At 42.9% G+C, this 16,419-nt stretch carries 13 protein-coding genes and 1 pseudogene; 12 read left to right on the top strand and 2 right to left on the bottom strand.

The genetic code is table 11. The features are described 5' to 3' along the window. The first annotated feature begins 446 nt into the window (after positions 1 to 446). Positions 447 to 1,625 (top strand): annotated as a pseudogene (locus RMZ43_RS09790) (IS630 family transposase). Here the strand turns inward: RMZ43_RS09790 and RMZ43_RS09785 are convergent. Next, positions 1,588 to 1,791 carry a hypothetical protein gene (locus RMZ43_RS09785; RefSeq protein ID WP_322653989.1) on the bottom strand — a complete coding sequence of 68 codons (204 nt, stop codon included), beginning with the start codon at positions 1,789 to 1,791 and terminating at the stop codon, positions 1,588 to 1,590. The pseudogene RMZ43_RS09790 and the gene RMZ43_RS09785 overlap by 38 nt on opposite strands. Before the next feature lie 68 nt (positions 1,792 to 1,859). Beyond that, complete coding sequence (locus RMZ43_RS09780) at positions 1,860 to 2,066, bottom strand: hypothetical protein (protein ID WP_428850715.1); 207 nt, start codon at positions 2,064 to 2,066, stop codon at positions 1,860 to 1,862. A gap of 37 nt (positions 2,067 to 2,103) precedes the next feature. Between RMZ43_RS09780 and RMZ43_RS09775 the strand changes: the two genes are divergently transcribed. The 11 genes from RMZ43_RS09775 (at position 2,104) to RMZ43_RS09725 (ending at position 16,379) form a co-directional block, all read left to right on the top strand. Next, positions 2,104 to 3,792: an alpha-keto acid decarboxylase family protein gene (locus RMZ43_RS09775; RefSeq protein WP_428850714.1), complete on the top strand. Its 1,689-nt coding sequence runs from the start codon at positions 2,104 to 2,106 to the stop codon at positions 3,790 to 3,792. 165 nt (positions 3,793 to 3,957) lie between these two features. After that, entirely contained in the window at positions 3,958 to 4,146 is a 189-nt protein-coding gene (locus RMZ43_RS09770) for a hypothetical protein (RefSeq protein ID WP_322653986.1), read from the top strand. Beyond that, a complete protein-coding gene (locus tag RMZ43_RS09765) occupies positions 4,139 to 4,324 on the top strand; it encodes a hypothetical protein (RefSeq protein ID WP_322653985.1) in 186 nt (61 codons plus the stop codon). The genes RMZ43_RS09770 and RMZ43_RS09765 overlap by 8 nt, the downstream gene beginning before the upstream one ends. A gap of 643 nt (positions 4,325 to 4,967) precedes the next feature. Beyond that, complete coding sequence (locus RMZ43_RS09760; protein ID WP_322653984.1) at positions 4,968 to 5,789, top strand: response regulator transcription factor; 822 nt, start codon at positions 4,968 to 4,970, stop codon at positions 5,787 to 5,789. Positions 5,790 to 6,249: 460 nt separating this feature from the next. Beyond that, positions 6,250 to 7,953, top strand: coding sequence for an HAL/PAL/TAL family ammonia-lyase (locus RMZ43_RS09755; RefSeq protein ID WP_322653983.1), 1,704 nt, complete (start codon positions 6,250 to 6,252; stop codon positions 7,951 to 7,953). A gap of 17 nt (positions 7,954 to 7,970) precedes the next feature. Beyond that, on the top strand, positions 7,971 to 9,410 hold the full coding sequence (locus RMZ43_RS09750) for a cytochrome P450 (RefSeq protein ID WP_322653982.1): 1,440 nt from the start codon (positions 7,971 to 7,973) through the stop codon (positions 9,408 to 9,410). Positions 9,411 to 9,468: 58 nt separating this feature from the next. Continuing rightward, positions 9,469 to 10,977, top strand: a complete 1,509-nt coding sequence (locus tag RMZ43_RS09745) for a class I adenylate-forming enzyme family protein (protein WP_322653981.1) — start codon at positions 9,469 to 9,471, stop codon at positions 10,975 to 10,977. A 329-nt stretch (positions 10,978 to 11,306) separates the two neighbouring features. Further along, positions 11,307 to 13,127: a ScyA-related TPP-binding enzyme gene (locus tag RMZ43_RS09740; RefSeq protein WP_322653980.1), complete on the top strand. Its 1,821-nt coding sequence runs from the start codon at positions 11,307 to 11,309 to the stop codon at positions 13,125 to 13,127. Further along, a complete protein-coding gene (locus RMZ43_RS09735; protein WP_322649044.1) occupies positions 13,124 to 14,260 on the top strand; it encodes a 3-oxoacyl-ACP synthase III family protein in 1,137 nt (378 codons plus the stop codon). The genes RMZ43_RS09740 and RMZ43_RS09735 overlap by 4 nt, the downstream gene beginning before the upstream one ends. 59 nt (positions 14,261 to 14,319) lie before the next feature. Beyond that, entirely contained in the window at positions 14,320 to 15,381 is a 1,062-nt protein-coding gene (locus tag RMZ43_RS09730) for a cupin domain-containing protein (protein WP_322649043.1), read from the top strand. Positions 15,382 to 15,473: 92 nt separating this feature from the next. Next, positions 15,474 to 16,379, top strand: coding sequence for a hypothetical protein (locus RMZ43_RS09725; RefSeq protein WP_322649042.1), 906 nt, complete (start codon positions 15,474 to 15,476; stop codon positions 16,377 to 16,379). Positions 16,380 to 16,419: the final 40 nt, after the last annotated feature.

Genomic DNA, 16,419 nt, shown 5'->3' with positions numbered 1-16,419 from the left:
AGCTTTGAAGCAATTACACTACCCCCCCTTAGTTTAGACCAAAGAGCTGTCTGCACAGACAAAATTTTCAAAGCCTGTTGTGGTCAGTGTAATAACATTTCCACTGTTATTGAAGCTGATGTTAGCTGGATTTAGGGCATTGCCCGAAATTACACCAGAAAAAGTGAGTTCAGAGCGATTGAAAGCACTGAGGTCTAAAGTATCAAAACCTTTTCTACCATCTACAATCCCAGTCCCAAACCCTTTGAAGTAGTAATTTCCAATGCCTAGATCAATTTTGATGCCACCACCAATATTGACTTTTTGTTGGACATCATTAATGGTACTGGTAGCAGTAATTTCGTCATTACCATCGCCAGTCCTAATTGTTCCCTAGTGGTCTGTCGCATTAATTCTGCTGGGTTAGAATTGAAACAGAGAGTTGAGCGATCGCAGATCAGAAGAGTATGCCAAAAAAGCACATAGTAAAGCTAACACAAGAACAGCATCAACAATTAGTTGAAATAGTGAAAAAAGGAAAAGCAACGGCGCGAATGATTCGTCGGGCGCACACTTTACTCATGGCTTCGTCAGGTGAAACAGATGAAGCGATCGCCAAAATTTTACACATAAGTGTAGCCACAGTGGAAAGGACGCGGAAACAGTTTGTCCAAGAAAATTTGAAAAATACTATAAGCGAGCGTAAGCGTCCTGGAAAACCACGTAAGCTAACGGTCAGTGCAGAGGCATTTTTGATTGCTACCACTTGCAGCCAGCCACCAACAGGACACCAACGATGGACATTACAATTGTTAGCTGACAAGCTAATTAGTCTAGAAATGGTAGATAGTATCAGTGCCGATACAGTAGGACGCACATTAAAAAAAACTTGACTTTTGCCTTGGCTGAAAGAACAATGGTGTATCCCACAAGTAAGTGCAGAATTTGTCTGCTGTATGGAAGATGTACTAGATTTATATGCTCAACCAATTGACCTAAAACGTCCATTGGTGTGCTTCGATGAAAGATTGTGCCAATTAATTGGGGATGTTCATCAACCGATACCACCAACACCAAAAACAGAAGATAAACCCGGAATAGTGGAAAAAGTTGATTATGAATATGAACGCAATGGCAGTTGTAATCTATTTGCTTTTTTAGCCCCATATTTAGCATGGAGACATAATTATTGTTACTCCCCGAAGAACTAAAGTTGATTTTGCTTATTGTATGAAAGATTTGGTTGATATTCATTTTCCAGATGCGGAAATAATTCGATTAGTAATGGACAACTTAAATACGCATACAATCAGTGCTTTATATCAAGCATTTACCCCAGAAGAAGCAAGGCGAATCGCCAAAAAATTAGAGATTCATCACACACCAAAACATGGCAGTTGGTGAGCCAGTGCGTTGGGCGGGTTCCCCGACTTGAAGCAACTGGCGAACCCGAAGGGTTAAACATGGTTGAAGTACTTGTGCGCCAATGTCTTCAACGAAGAATACCCGATACCAAAACTTTAGAAAAAGAGATTTCAAGTTGGGAATGTGAACGTAATATAAATAAAGTTTGTGTGGATTGGCGCTTTCGTACAGAAGACGCTAGAGTTAAGCTTTCAAAGATTTACCCAACCCAGCAGAATTAATGCGACAGACCACTAGCCCACTATTGATCACCAAAAGTTGCCAAGAACCAATTTTACCTGCAAGCTGGCTATAAAAGCTTTGAAGAATATTGCCAGCGTGAATTGCATTATACGCCTGGGGTCGATACCGACGAATCAACCAACTGCTAGGAGGTAAAAAGGTCATAGACAAAGTTGGCGAGTTGGGGGGACACATCAAAAATGAGCGTCAGGCTCGTCCGTTACTTCGCTTAGTCAAGAAACCAGAGAAAATAAAACAAGCTGTAGCGATCGCTCTAAAAGAAAACCCCTCCCCAAGTGAATCAGACTTTGCGGCGTTAGTGTCCCATTTACCAGAGAGCGGAAATATTCATCAGAATGCACCGAAGCGATCGCTAGTTTAAAGTCCGACATCACAAAATCACGTTGCTCCCAATTAGCTCTTACTTCAGAGATACGCATCTAAGTTAAAGTTTTCATACTCTAAAGGGGTAAAATTTTGGCTCGGACAATGGCAAAGTTTACTGTTAGCGACTATTTATTGCTTCGTCTGGAGCAAATCGGCATCAAGCATATCTTTGGCGTTGCTGGAGACTACAATATGGAGTTTCTCGACTATATTGTTAACCACAATAGCATCGAGTTAATTCCTACTTGCAACGAACTTAACGCATCCTATGCTGCCGATGGTTATGGTCGGCTCAATGGTATTGCAGCGTTAGTAACTACGTTTGGTGTTGGTGAACTCAGTGCTATTAATGGTGTCGCTGGCGCTTATGCTGAACACGTTCCTGTTGTAGCGATTACTGGTGCTCCTGCAACTAAAATTCAAGCTCTTGGTTCACTTGTCCATCATACGCTTGGTACTGGTGATTTTTCAATATTTGCCCGGATGTATCAGCAGGTAACGGTGGCTCAAGCATATTTAACAAACGAAAATGCAGCAACGGAAATTGACAGAGTTTTAGGTATCTGTTTGCTGAAGAAATTACCTGTTTATATTTCCATACCTATGGATGTTGCTCTGAATGAGGTATCTGCACCGTCTGAAAACTTTATACCCCCTGTATTTCAGAGTGATGGCGCTACAATAGCCGAAATAGTTGATGTCTCTGTAAACATACTAGAAAAAGCTTCCCAACCTATTATTCTTGCTGATATTGGTGTAGCTCGTTATCACTTGCATGAACAATTGCGAGAACTGCTAACAGCTACCGGATACCCTTATGCCACGATGAACATGGGAAAAGGATTGCTAGAAGAAACCCACCCCCAATTCATCGGCATATATAATGGTGCTGCCAGTCAGGAATCTGTCAGAAAACGTATTGAGCAAGCAGATTGTGTTTTAACTATCGGTGCTTTGATGACTGATTTCAACACAGGCAAGTTTTCTGCCAAACTTGATCCTAGCCAAACTATTGAAGTGCATGGGCATTATGTAAAAGTTAAACATGCTTTATACAACAATGTCGCTATGGCTGATGTGCTTTCTGCTTTAAGCCAACGATTGCAGCGTCGCGATCCTCAAACGCTGAATTTCAAATCAGCAGCAGAGAATTTAGATGCTGGTTTTATAATGCCAATGGAAGGCGGCTCTTCAGCACCGATTACGCAGCAGTATTTTTGGCATAGATTTGCTCATTTTCTCCAAGAAGATGACATTATCGTTGCTGAGACTGGAACTTGTTTGTTTGGTGTCTCTATCGTTCCTTTACCAAAAGGAGCTACTTTCGTTGGGCAAGTACTTTGGGGATCGATTGGTTACTCTGTTGGTTCATTACTTGGTTGTGCGTTGGCGAAGCCCACCGCAGGTATCGCCGCATCACAACGTCGCTCTATCCTACTGGTTGGTGACGGGTCTTTCCAAATGACTGCACAAGAACTTTCAACCATTCTCCGCTATAATCTAAAACCGATTATTTTTTTGATCAACAATGACGGATATACTATAGAGCGCGATATTCACGGTGAACGTATGCCCTATAACGACATTCAACCTTGGAATTATCATCAGCTCCCTAAGGTTTTCGCTGGCAATGGCTGGGGAATTAAAGTTAGTACCGAATCCCAGTTAGACAAAGCATTACAAACAGCTCAACAAAACCGTGACCAACTTGCTTTTATTGAAGTTGTCATGGATAAAATGGACAGCCCAGAGGTTCTGTTGAAAATGTTACAGCAATAAAGCAACATACTGCCTGATCAATTATTCAGTACGCTAATGAGTGATGAACGTTGGGGCGTGATGCTGAAGTTTGATCAGGTCAGTTCGGATAAGTTTGCTCAACTGGTGGCAGATGCGCCCGATTGGGTGGAGTGGATGGGGTGAATCATTTGTTGATTGCCGTGTTTGTCACCCCTTCAGCCTTTTATTACTCAACGGTATGCCTACGTTACTCATCTGGGTAAACGCGGTACGCCTGAAGCTGTGGGTACTTACGCCAATTATAAGAGCCTGTTTACAAGCTGCTCTCAAAATCTAGAGGCTAAGTCTTTGCTGATGTGTGCATTAGCTCTCCAGTGCGATCGCTTTGTTTAAGAAATTTGGAGAGGAGCGATCGCAGCAGACGCGGCACGCTGCTAGTCAAATCCATCACGCCAACAATGCCAATAACCCCTTGCCGCCTTCTCTACGAGACACTCTACGAACGGTATTGCTAGCCAAGAGCGGGTACGCCATTGGCAAACTCCACTTCATCGGATTTTCGATCTACTGACTCTGATTTTTCAAGAGTACCCTTTAGGGTACTAGATATGACAATACAACTTTCATAAAGTGGGAAAAACATAGTCAATCAAATTGTAAACAAATGTAAACTTTAATCTTAGCTTTGCGTAAAATCGGAAAAATAAAACTGAGTAATACTTACTATATAGGACTTATGCATTGATAGAAACAATTAAATATGGATATGAATTTTCAGGTATTAAAACAATTCGCAATTCGCTTTTTCGCCCATTTGCAATTACGTTTTGCGTTAGCGAGTCTGCGAGCGTCCGGGGATTTAGACCCCTACCCAAAACGGGCTGCCTGTCTTGCTGGGGACTCAAATCCCTAAAGTTTGTTCAAGTTTGATTTTTTCACTATTAGCCAGCGATCGCTGTCGACTTACTTACGCCATACAAAAATATTAGACATAATCCGAAATATTACAATTTGATTGTGTAGCTAAATACATCGATCCAAAAGTGAGATCCACCCCGTTAATCCTCAACGGTTTTACTGTTTTTATTCTTAAAAACAATCGTTTGGATAAACCTCTAGTTTAAAAGAGAAATGGATTTCAATACTCCTCTGGTATTCTACTTCCAACTTTGCTCATTTTCCGACATACAATCACTAAATACTAGGAAAAGATAATGACAAAGATTTTAGTTATTGATACGGAAAAAGAAGCCCGTAACATGTTTTTAAAATGTTTGGAGAAAGAAGGATTCGATGTGATAGTTGCAGAAAATGGCCTTGTCGGTGTTGAGCGGGCGCAAGAGTACTTACCCGATTTAATAATCAGCGATATTCTAATGCCAAAACTTAATGGTTATGGTGTCTTAAGAGCGCTGCGGCAAAACCCTATCACAGCGATTATCTTGTTTATTTTTGTCACGACCAAAGTGACTCAGGCTGACATTCGCAAAGGCATGGAACTTGGAGCTGATGACTATCTTACTAAGCCCTGTAGTCCAAAGGAATTACTGAAAGCAATAATATCTCGTCTGGACAGGCAAGCCTCGCTCCAAAAGTGGTATGCTGCACAGTTCCAGCCACTCCTAAAATCACCCGAAATTGAGATTACGAAACCAACTACGCCTCAATTGATTTTTCCCTCTGACCCCCAGTTGAAAAAGATATTTTATTTCATTGAGGCTAATTATTACCAACAGATTACTCTCAATGACATAGCCTTGGCAGTAGGTTATTCTCCTAGTTACCTTTCTAAACTAGTACGACATAAAACTGGACAAACTATACAAAGTTGGATCATTCAGCGCCGAATGGCAGCAGCACGTTCCTTGCTTGTAGAAACTTCAGAAAAAGTAGAACAGATTGCTACATTGGTGGGGTATCAACATCCAGTTCATTTTTTTCGCCAGTTTCGCCAATATCACGGGGCAACTCCCCTAGCTTGGAGAAAGGCAAAGGCGCATTGCAGCTTTATTAAATACGATATTCACCAAAACTAGGACAATAATTGTTAGTTTATTAATCTAATTAGTTATTGTTTTTAATTCTAAAATATTTTAAAGTACGAAAAGAGAAAGATAGTTTACCTTCTGGTTTTATTTTCGATTAAATCTCTCTGACAGATTCTTCTCGTTTTTGAATCAAGCCTAATTTATACATCAGTAATTATGAGCAGGTTTTAATGCAATGATCGCATCTGGTACAGATTATTTGATGATTAAAGTTTACCTAAAACTAACCAAAGCCCTCTCAGATGAGCCTGAGTCTTTCACAGTGGAAGGATTGAGCAATTACTAATGCAGGAAATGGTCATTTTATGCCAGTTCTTTGGTCGTTGGACTCAAAACTATAACACCACTGCAACGGCAAAGTTGGCTCCAATTCCCTTTACTGCACATACTTGAACAAGTGAATTATAAACGTGTAAATAACTACAAAAAAGGACAAGTAAACTACCAGATGAATACAGCATCTCTACGCCAAAATACAACCTCTGTTTCTTCATCACCCTTATTAGGTAATTTAGACAAAACCGTAGTTGTAGGCAACCGCAATTTGACAATCAACGAAGTTGTTAGTGTAGCACGTCATGGTACTCTAGTACGCTTAAGCGATCACCCTGATGTGTTGCAGGGTGTGCAAGCATCTTGTGACTACATTCATAATGCAGTTGAATCGGGAGATCCAATTTACGGTGTGACTAGTGGCTTTGGCGGCATGGCAAACGTCGTAATCCCCCGTGACTGTGCCGCCCTGCTGCAAAATAATCTGATGTGGTATCACAAGGTAGGAGCAGGAAAAAGATTACCATTGGCTGATGTGCGTGCTGCCATGCTCTTACGTGCCAACTCCCACTTGCATGGTGCATCTGGCATCCGTTTAGAACTCATCCAACGCATGGAAACGTTTTTAAATGCTGGTGTTACTCCTTATGTGTATGAATTTGGCTCAATTGGTGCCAGTGGTGATTTAACGCCTTTAGCCTATATTTCTGGAGCATTGATTGGTCTAGCTCCAAGCTATACCGTTGACTTTAACGGCGAAGAAATGGACGCACCAACTGCGTTAAAGAAACTGGGTTTAGAGCCATTGCAACTACTTCCAAAAGAAGGGTTAGCAATGATGAATGGCACTTCAGTTATGACAGGTATTGCAGCTAACTGCCTACATGACACCAAAATTCTCTTAGCACTAGCTATGGGTTCACACGCCTTAGCTATCCAAGGTTTGAGAGGTACTAATCAATCATTTCACCCATTTATTCATCAGCTCAAACCTCATTCAGGTCAAAAATGGGCTGCTGCTCAAATGCTCAACCTGCTTGCTGGCTCACGCTTAATCCGCGATGAGTTAGATGGTTCTCATGACTATCGCGGTGAAAACCCCATTCAAGACCGTTATTCGCTACGCTGTTTAGCACAGTATATGGGGCCGATTGTTGATGGTATAGAGCAGATTCAAAGACAAATTGAAGTAGAACTTAATGCTGTCACAGACAACCCGCTCATCGATGTGGCAAACCAAGCCAGTTATCATGGCGGCAATTTCTTAGGACAGTACATTGGTGTAGGAATGGATCAGTTACGTTACTATATGGGGTTATTGGCGAAACACTTGGATGTACAAATAGCTTACTTAGTAGCGCCGGAATTTAACAATGGACTGCCACCATCTTTAGTGGGTAACCAACAACGCAACGTCAACATGGGATTGAAAGGATTGCAAATCACTGGAAATTCAATTATGCCCCTGTTGACCTTCTATGGCAATTCCATAACTGACAGATTTCCTACCCACGCTGAACAATATAACCAAAATATCAACAGCCAAGGTTTTGCGTCTGCCAACTTAGCGCGTGTAAGCGTGGAAATCTTTCAACAATATATGGCGATCGCTCTGATGTTTGGGGTGCAAGCCGTTGATTTACGTACTTACCTCGTTGCTGACCATTATGACGCCCGTGTTACCCTGTCACCCGCAACTAAAAATCTCTATATGGCGGTGCGCGATGTAGTAGGACAAAAACCTTCACCTGGACGCCCTTACATTTGGAACGACGATGAACAACCCCTAGATGAACACATTGCCTTGATCGCAGAGGATATCGCAGATGGAGGACAGATTGTCCAAGCCCTGAAAGAGACTTTATTTAGCTTAGACTAAGGTTGTACAAAAACAAGATGCTAAAACAGAGTATTTCGGCAGACGATGCCCCCGGACAAGCCGCTTCTCTACAAGAGAGTTCGCCAACGCGTTTACGCAAAACTCCTCCTGGCCCGCATGGTTATCCAATCATCGGCAACCTTCCACAAATGTTGAGAAATCCACTCCAGTTCCTAACTAACGCTGTACGTCAATATGGTGATGTTGTCCATCTAGGAGCGATGGGTTCTCAGCAGCTTTACTTAGTGGCTCATCCAGATCATTTGAAATACATTCTGCAAGAAAACAGTCGCAACTATATCAAGGGCGAAAACTTCCAGGCAATCAAGTTGGTGATTGGCGATGGTTTAGCAGTCAAAGAAGGTGAATCCTGGCGGCGTGAGCGGCATCTTATGCAGCCAAGTTTTCATCGCCAGAAAGTCGGCACACTGGTCAACCTAATGACTAAAAACATCGCTCAGATGCTGGAGAACTGGCGCAACATTGACTCAGATAAACCGCTCGACATCTTTGCAGAGATGATGCAATTAGCGCAGACGATCCTTCTGGAGAGTTTGTTAAGCATCGATTCTGATGACGAAATTGATAAACTCAATCAAGCTTGGGACACGGCATATAAGTACCTTAGTAGCCAACTCTGGGCAGTAATCAAGCTGCCTTTGTGGGTACCCACGCTCAAAAACCGCAGATTTCAACAATCGATGCAAACCTTGGATGGAGCTATCTATCGGATCATTCGGGAACGTCGAGAAGGCAGCAAATCTCCGGATGATCTGCTCTCAATGTTGATGGATGCTTATGACCAAGAATCTGGTCAGGGAATGAGCGATGAGCAACTGCGCGACGAAATTATGACAATTTTCACCGGTGGGTTTGAAACTTCAGCTGCCGTTCTTGCGTGGACTTGGTATTTGCTCTCTCAAAACCCAAGCGTAGAATATCAATTGCAAGAGGAAATTAGCCGTGTTCTAGACGGGCGTACTCCAACCTTGGAGGATTTACCAAGCTTAAAATATACCAGGATGGTCATCGAAGAATCGATGCGGCTTTATCCGGGTGCTTGGGTTTTCACTCGCACTAATCTAGAGTCTGATCAAATTGGCGACTATCATATACCAGCTCGCTCCTTGATCATGGTCAGCCCCTATGTCACGCAACGGCTACCAAGCTTCTGGGAAAACCCCGAAGAATTCAATCCCGAACGTTTTGCACGGGAACAAGTTGCTCAACGCCCACGCTATGCCTACTTTCCATTTGGGGGCGGGCCACGCCAATGTATTGGCGAGATATTTGCGATGACCGAAATGCAGTTGGTTGTAGCGATGATAGCCCAAAAATACCGTCTACATTCAGTACCAGGACATCCTGTTGAAGAGGAAGCAATGTTCACATTGCGACCTCACCACGGAATATTGATGACCTTAGAATCGCAAGTGAGTCTTGTTGATGCTTACTAAAAAGACTTTGTTAACTTAATTTGCTTTCGTCTGCTGCTTGAAGTGAGTATTTTCGGTGATGAACATTGCACAACATATACAGAGGGGTCAACTGTTATTTCCTGACAAAATCGCTCTGATTTTTGAAGACAACTATTTTACTTACCAACAGCTTGACCAACTAGCTAATCGCGTGGCTAACGGATTACGGGGATTGGGAATTCAAAAAGGCGATCGCGTTGCCTTATTTTTACCGAATATTCCAGTATTTGTCTTCTGCTACTTGGGAATTCAGAAAATTGGTGCTGTAGCTGTTTCACTTAATGTCATGCTCAAGAGTGATGAAGTTAAATTTATCCTCAATGATTGCAGTGCTAATACACTTATTACAACAGAGGAACTCAGTAAGAATGTACCAGATTGGGACTTATCCCAACTTGAACATATTTTGATTGCAGACGGTCGATCAAAAAAGGGAATTAATCTAGAGCAACTGATGGCAAGTGCTGTACCCAAAGCCTGTGCTGTCGAAATGGAACGCGACGAGCCGGCTGCTATTGTCTACACATCCGGTACAACAGGATTTCCTAAAGGCGCTACACTTTCTCACGGCAATATCATTTCAAATATGTATTCCAAGAATCGTTGTTGTGGAATGCACTCTGATGACCGACTATTGCTTTATCTGCCGCTATTCCATTGCTTTGGTCAAAATGCAATTCTCAACGCCGGATTAAACGCCTGTGCAACCATTGTTTTACAACGCCGTTTTGAGCCAGAGAAAGTACTTGAAACTATTGCTAATCAAGGCATAACGATGTTTTTTGGTGTACCAACAGTTTTCATAAAACTACTGAATATGGATACGTCTGGTTACAACCTTAAAAGTGTGCGTTATTATTTTACTGCCGCCGCACCGATGTCACCCGAAGTCGTCCAACAGTGGCAGAAAAGGCATGGTTGCGTGATTCATGAAGGGTATGGTCTGACTGAAACATCTCCTTTCGCCTGCTACAACCACGACTTGAAATACAAACTTGGCTCAATTGGTGCCCCCATTGAAAATGTCGAAATGAAAATTATCAATTTTGATGGTAAGCAAGTACAACCAGGAGAATTGGGTGAGATCATTGTTCGAGGCCCGAATGTCATGCTCGGTTATTGGAACCGTCCTATTGAAACTGCCCAAGTTCTCAAAAATGGCTGGTTTCATACTGGTGACATTGGCACGATGGATGAGGATGGCTATTTTTATCTTGTTGATCGCTTAAAAGACATGATTAATGTTTCTGGCTTCAAAGTATATCCTGCGGAAGTTGAGAATGTCCTCTATACACATCCAGCGATCGCTGAATGTGCTGTCTATGGTGCTCCCGATCCTGTAAAAGGTGAGATAGTCAAAGCTAAGATTCTCTTAAAAGCAGATTTTGCCATAACACAAGAGGATATAATTGCCTTCTGCATTGAGAAAATGGCGAGTTACAAAATTCCAAGCGCGATTAAATTTATTGATTCCCTACCCAAGAACGCAATGGGTAAAGTACTCAAACGAATTCTACGTGAAGAAGAACTTTCAATTGCATCTTAGAAAGTTGCATAAATGATGTCCTAATCAACGTTAAATATATCAAGGGCAGATTTAGCAAACAAATTCTACATATTACTGAAAGTATGGTCGCAAAACCCACCTCTACAAATTTGTAAAGAACTGAAGCTCTCTTCTAAAAGTCTCCAGATACTTAAATGACAAGTGAATGGTGGTTCGACTGTCAAAGACTTTGAAGAAATTGTGCCAACGGTTTTGTAATACCAAAATAAGTGATCAACTATCTATAGTCTAAGTTTGATTGTCAAGATAATCTAGATAGTTTGAAATTAGATTGGTGGTTACTAAATGACTTATATTTGAGGCTAACTATGGATTCTAAATCCCTTACTGCTGGTGATCTCGAACGTTCATCTAAATCTTCTATTTTCCCACCATTTTCACCTTTTGGAGATGGACAGACAAATACTCGCTTAGACATACCGATTCTCAGCAGTGAACAATCTGCGCCGCTTTCTGTTGCCGAAGCTGTAGTCAGGATGCTGCAAAGACTGGGAGTGCGTCATGCTTTTGGTATCTCTGGCGGAGCGATCGCCTCACTCTGGGCTAGTCTAGAACATAGCGCCATTGATGTACTTCACTTTCGTCATGAAGCTGGAGCAGGTTTTGCAGCCATTGAGTCATACTTTGTTAATAACCGCCCTGTTGTTGTGTTTACTACAACAGGGCCAGGAATTACCAATGCTTTAACTGCACTGTTTGCAGCCCGTTGGGAAGGTGCAAAGGTGATTTTCTTATCAGCTGCTACCTCAGCACCGCAGCGTGGGCGCTGGGCTTTTCAGGAAACCAGCACCTACACAATGCCCAACGAATTGATTTGTACATCCGGTTCGCTATTTCATTATGCTACTACCATCGAGTCTGATGATGAACTGCCAGAGATTGCTCGCAGACTTGCTCTTGGTTTGACAAGACCAGGTGGGTTTGTCGCTCATCTGAGTATCCCTACAACAACTCAGTCAAGTTTACTCAAGACACCATTACCTGACGCGACTTTCTCACAAGCTCTCACGAGTCCTGAAGAGAGTGCGATCGCTAAAGCTGTACAATTACTTTCTGAAGCGCCCTTTGCCATTTGGGTGGGCTTTGGTGCCAGAGGTGCAGCAACAGAAATCCGCCAATTGGCCGAGAGAACTGGAGCAGCAGTGATGTCTTCGCCACGCGGCAAAGGTATCTTCCCAGAAAATCATCCTCAATATATCGGCGTCACAGGCTTTGGAGGTCATGCCTCAATTTTGCAATACATGCAAGAGCAACGTCCTGGCCGCATACTGGTTTTGGGAAGCCGATTGGGTGAATTCACCTCTTTCTGGAATCCGGCGATGATACCCTCACGAGGGTTCGTGCATATAGACATCGATCCAGAAGTACCCGGAACCGCTTATCCATCTGTGGAGACTTTCTTCATTCAGTCTGATGTGCAAGCCTTCGTTAAATCCCTACTAGAATATTTTCCCGAGCGTGCCAGTCAGTGCCCTGTACTGCCTCATCCCCATAGTGCAATAACTAGTCCCCGCTCCAAAGGGCCGGTGCGCCCCGATGTGTTAATGGATGCAATTCAACAGGTATTTGTCGAAGACAGCGATGCAGTGGTGTTGACCGAAGCAGGTAACTCATTTGCTTGGGGAACTCACACCCTGAGATTTACTGAACCAGGTCGCTATCGGGTCAGTACGGGGTTTGGTTCAATGGGACATGCCACCACAGGTGTTGTGGGTGCCGCCCTAGCACGAAATGGTAAAGCTGTCGCCATTGCTGGAGATGGTGCAATGCTGATGAACAACGAAATTAACACCGCCGTTAAATATCAGATTCCTGCCGTCTGGATTGTCTTGAATGACGCACACTACAATATGTGCACTCAAGGTATGTCATTGTTGGGATTCAACGGCGTAGACACGCAGATACCATCAGCAGATTTTGTGGCAATTGCCCGTGCAATGGGAGCTGACGGCATCCGTGTCGAGGAAGAAACCGAACTCCAGACTGCACTAGAAAAAGCGCTTGCCTCAAAGGTACCGTTTGTGGTCGATGTAATTATCGACCCAAATCAGACTGCACCTTTTGGGAATCGGATTCAAAGTTTGATTAAACAAGGGGCTAAAGAAATAAAAGGAGAATTGTCATTATGAATCAGGCAGTAGGAATTCGCTCACTTACAGTTACTTTTCCTAGCGTTTTACGTACAAACGACTATTGGAAAAATCATTATCCAGAATTAGTGGCTCAAGCCGAGCAAAAAACATTAGCGAAACTATTTTCTGCTACTGCACCCACTACCAAAAGCTATGAGTTCGATCTCGAAATGGCACCATATTTGTCAGATCCATTCCGTGGTGCCGTCGAGCGGCGAGTACTAGCACCAAGTGAATCTTCTATAACATTAGAGAAGCGTGTGGCATTTGATGCGATCGCTGCTGCACAAATGTCACCCAATGATGTCGATTTGATGATTGTTACCTCACTGTTCCCTGAACGCATTGCACCAGGCAACGCTGCTTTCCTTGTTGGCGAAATGGGCTTGCGTTGCCCCGCTTGGAATCTTGAGTCAACTTGCTCTAGTGCTTTGGTTGCACTCCAGACTGCCACTTCATTGGTGCAAACGGGAGCTTACCGCAATGTGTTGGTGGTTATTTCTTGCGTTTACTCTCGTTTTGTAGACGAGGATGATACCCTATCTTGGTTTATGGGTGACGGTGCAGGAGCCTTTATGGTCGGTGCGCTCAAACCCAATCAAGGAGTTTTGGCAAGTAAAATCATTCATACTGCTGCCACCTGCGGAGCCTTCTTTAATGAACTGACAACAGATACCGAAGGCAACCCACGGATGCGTATTCAGAATGGAAAAAATGCCAGTCAACAGATCCGTGACACGGGTGTTGAGTTTGTTCGTACATGTAGTGAAGCTGCTGTTGCAGCAGCTGGTATAACTCTTGATGAGGTAAAATTCTTTGCTTTCAACACACCTACTGCCTGGTATGCAAATTTGTGTATACAAGCACTAGGGATTGATCCGGAACGGACAATCAATCTTTATCCGCAGTATGCAAACATTGGGCCAGTACTCCCGATTGTCAATATGTACTATGGCGCACATTTGGGGAAAATTCAAGAAAATGATCTGATTCTTGTCTATACAATCGGTTCAGCATCTACTGCTGCTGCAACAGTAATGCGTTGGGGCGATGTTAAATTAGGACCTCTCCCTGCTGCTGCAACTAGTGTCAACCGTCAAGAAGAAAAAGTTTTCATGGTAACTGGGTAAGTATAAGATTCACCCATAATAGGCTGCTATGCGTTCAGATAATCTTAAGGACAACTACTGTGAAAAAATTATCAATGGTTATTGCTGGAGCAGCACTTTCCACGCTATGTTTGGGTTTAGAAGCTGCACAGGCACAACCAAAAGACTCCTCTAATAATATTTTGCCCCTTTCAACAGTAGGACAAGATGTGTTGGTTGTACCACCCAATGCACTTGATCGCCCAACCTACTCTGTAATAACTGGTTTAGCTACTTTTTTAGCAACTGGTAAAGAGACTGGTGGACAGTTTTCATTATTTGATCTAACTGTTCCACCGCAAGCTGGGCCTCCACCTATTATCCAAACTCAACAAGACGAAGGGCTGTACATTCTAGATGGGCAAATGTCTATCTTGCTAGGGAACGAAGGCATTATCGGGACACCTGGAACCTTTGTCTATTTTCCTAAAGGTAGACGCCACACCTATCAAAACATTGGGACAACGCCTGCAAAGGCATTATTGCTTACGACTCCCTCAGGGTTTGAGGGGTTTTATAGGGAAGAGGGACGAAACACACTGGTTACAGATCGTTCAAATCCACCAGAGCCATTGAGGGATTTTGCAGTAATTGGGCAAATCGCTGCAAAGTACGGATCGCAACTCGCTTTGTCGCCTGAAACTACCGACTTGCCTCCAGACTTTAATTTTGTGGTAGTGCCACCAAACGCATCAAATCGTCCCTCATTTAGTAAAGCAGGTGGGCTATATACCTCTTTGGCAAGTGTCGAAGAAACCAACGGGCAATTCTCGCTGTTCGATATTTCTCTTACCCCGCAATCTGTTTCTGAACAACTAATGAGCAACGACCAGGAAAGCCAGTCGTTTTACGTTTTAGATGGAGATGTAACGTTCCAAATTGATGACCAAAGTATAGTAGGCACTCCAGGAACCTTTGTCTACGTTCCTCAAGGAACACCTTACGCTTTCCAAAATCAGGGAACTAGCAAAGCAAGAACGCTTTTACTCAGTAAGCCAGCCTCTGTTCCAGAGCCTGCTTTTACAGTAAGTCTATTGATTTTTGGGCTTTGTGGTACGGTCTCTCTACTCAAGCGCAAGCATCAACAGCAACCTTTGGGGTAAGTAGACTTTGTATATGAATTGATTTTTGTTTTGCAATAAATCAGCAGTTAATTGCATCTCAATTTATCAACAGATTGTTAATCAGGAAATATATGAATAGAACAAATTTATCGCTTGCTGCACTAAGCGCATTATTATATACTGTAGGAATTGCAAGTGCAGCAAATGCAACTCAATATTTAGGAAATTCACAACCCTTAGGCAAAGGCTTTGTTCGCTCTTTTGTCACACTTGATGACCAGGGACATCCTTCAGAGGTTGGTGCTATACTTACCCAAGGAAGCCTATCACTACCTGTCAGTAACGATACATCTGATATTGTCATTCCGCTTTCTTTACCATCTGAGGCATCAACAACAGTATTTGATTCTCTTTTATTGAAGTATCGCACTCATGGTGTTCCAGGAATTCCAGAAGCTCTTGGTGTCCCCCGAATCACACTTGATGCTTTCTTACTTACCCCTCAAGAAATAGCTTTAATCTGCCCAAATGCTGGTACAAATAGTTCAGAACCTGTTTGTACTGGTGATGAATTGGCACAAGCACTAAAGCCACCAAAGCCAGAATTTATTCCTCAAGGGATGCAACCAACTGGATTTGTTGAGCCAGGGTTCGGAGAGCGCTATTTTGATCCTGAGGCAGCATTACCTATCTTTACAGGACAGCAGCCATTTAACACGCTTTATGACTATGCGTTCTTCGATGGTCAAATTAGTTTGACATCCTTTGGAGCTACAAAAGCTTTCCTTGAGACGCAATCAAGTATTACCAAACCTATTAAAGTACCTATCTCCTATCCTAAGACTGGGTATTATCCAACCCAATATAGCGTCAGCTTTGATCCGACTAGCCAAGAATACAAACTATCGCTAAGTGGATTGACCTTTCGCTCCGTCCCTGAACCCTCTTTTACATGGGGACTATTAGGACTTGTTACTTGTAGTGCAGTTTTCCTGCAAAAAAACAAACTGAAACAACAGAAATTAGTTCAGCAATAACATTGGAAAACTCTACTTGTTTACCAACATAAGAAGAATA

This window comes from Nostoc sp. CmiVER01, from assembly GCF_034531135.2.
Classification (GTDB): Bacteria; Cyanobacteriota; Cyanobacteriia; order Cyanobacteriales; family Nostocaceae; genus Nostoc.
Note: the sequence above shows the minus strand (reverse complement) of the source record. Positions and strands in the feature narration are given on the sequence as shown.

What these genes read in the sequence shown, in the direction of transcription:
- RMZ43_RS09735 (WP_322649044.1), top strand. Translation starts at nt 13,124, where the DNA reads ATGAATCAGGCAGTAGGAATTCGCTCACTTACAGTTACTTTTCCTAGC.
- RMZ43_RS09725 (WP_322649042.1), top strand. Translation starts at nt 15,474, where the DNA reads ATGAATAGAACAAATTTATCGCTTGCTGCACTAAGCGCATTATTATAT.
- RMZ43_RS09745 (WP_322653981.1), top strand. Translation starts at nt 9,469, where the DNA reads ATGAACATTGCACAACATATACAGAGGGGTCAACTGTTATTTCCTGAC.
- RMZ43_RS09740 (WP_322653980.1), top strand. Translation starts at nt 11,307, where the DNA reads ATGGATTCTAAATCCCTTACTGCTGGTGATCTCGAACGTTCATCTAAA.
- RMZ43_RS09760 (WP_322653984.1), top strand. Translation starts at nt 4,968, where the DNA reads ATGACAAAGATTTTAGTTATTGATACGGAAAAAGAAGCCCGTAACATG.
- RMZ43_RS09780 (WP_428850715.1), bottom strand. Translation starts at nt 2,066, where the DNA reads ATGCGTATCTCTGAAGTAAGAGCTAATTGGGAGCAACGTGATTTTGTG.
- RMZ43_RS09750 (WP_322653982.1), top strand. Translation starts at nt 7,971, where the DNA reads ATGCTAAAACAGAGTATTTCGGCAGACGATGCCCCCGGACAAGCCGCT.
- RMZ43_RS09785 (WP_322653989.1), bottom strand. Translation starts at nt 1,791, where the DNA reads ATGACCTTTTTACCTCCTAGCAGTTGGTTGATTCGTCGGTATCGACCC.
- RMZ43_RS09755 (WP_322653983.1), top strand. Translation starts at nt 6,250, where the DNA reads ATGAATACAGCATCTCTACGCCAAAATACAACCTCTGTTTCTTCATCA.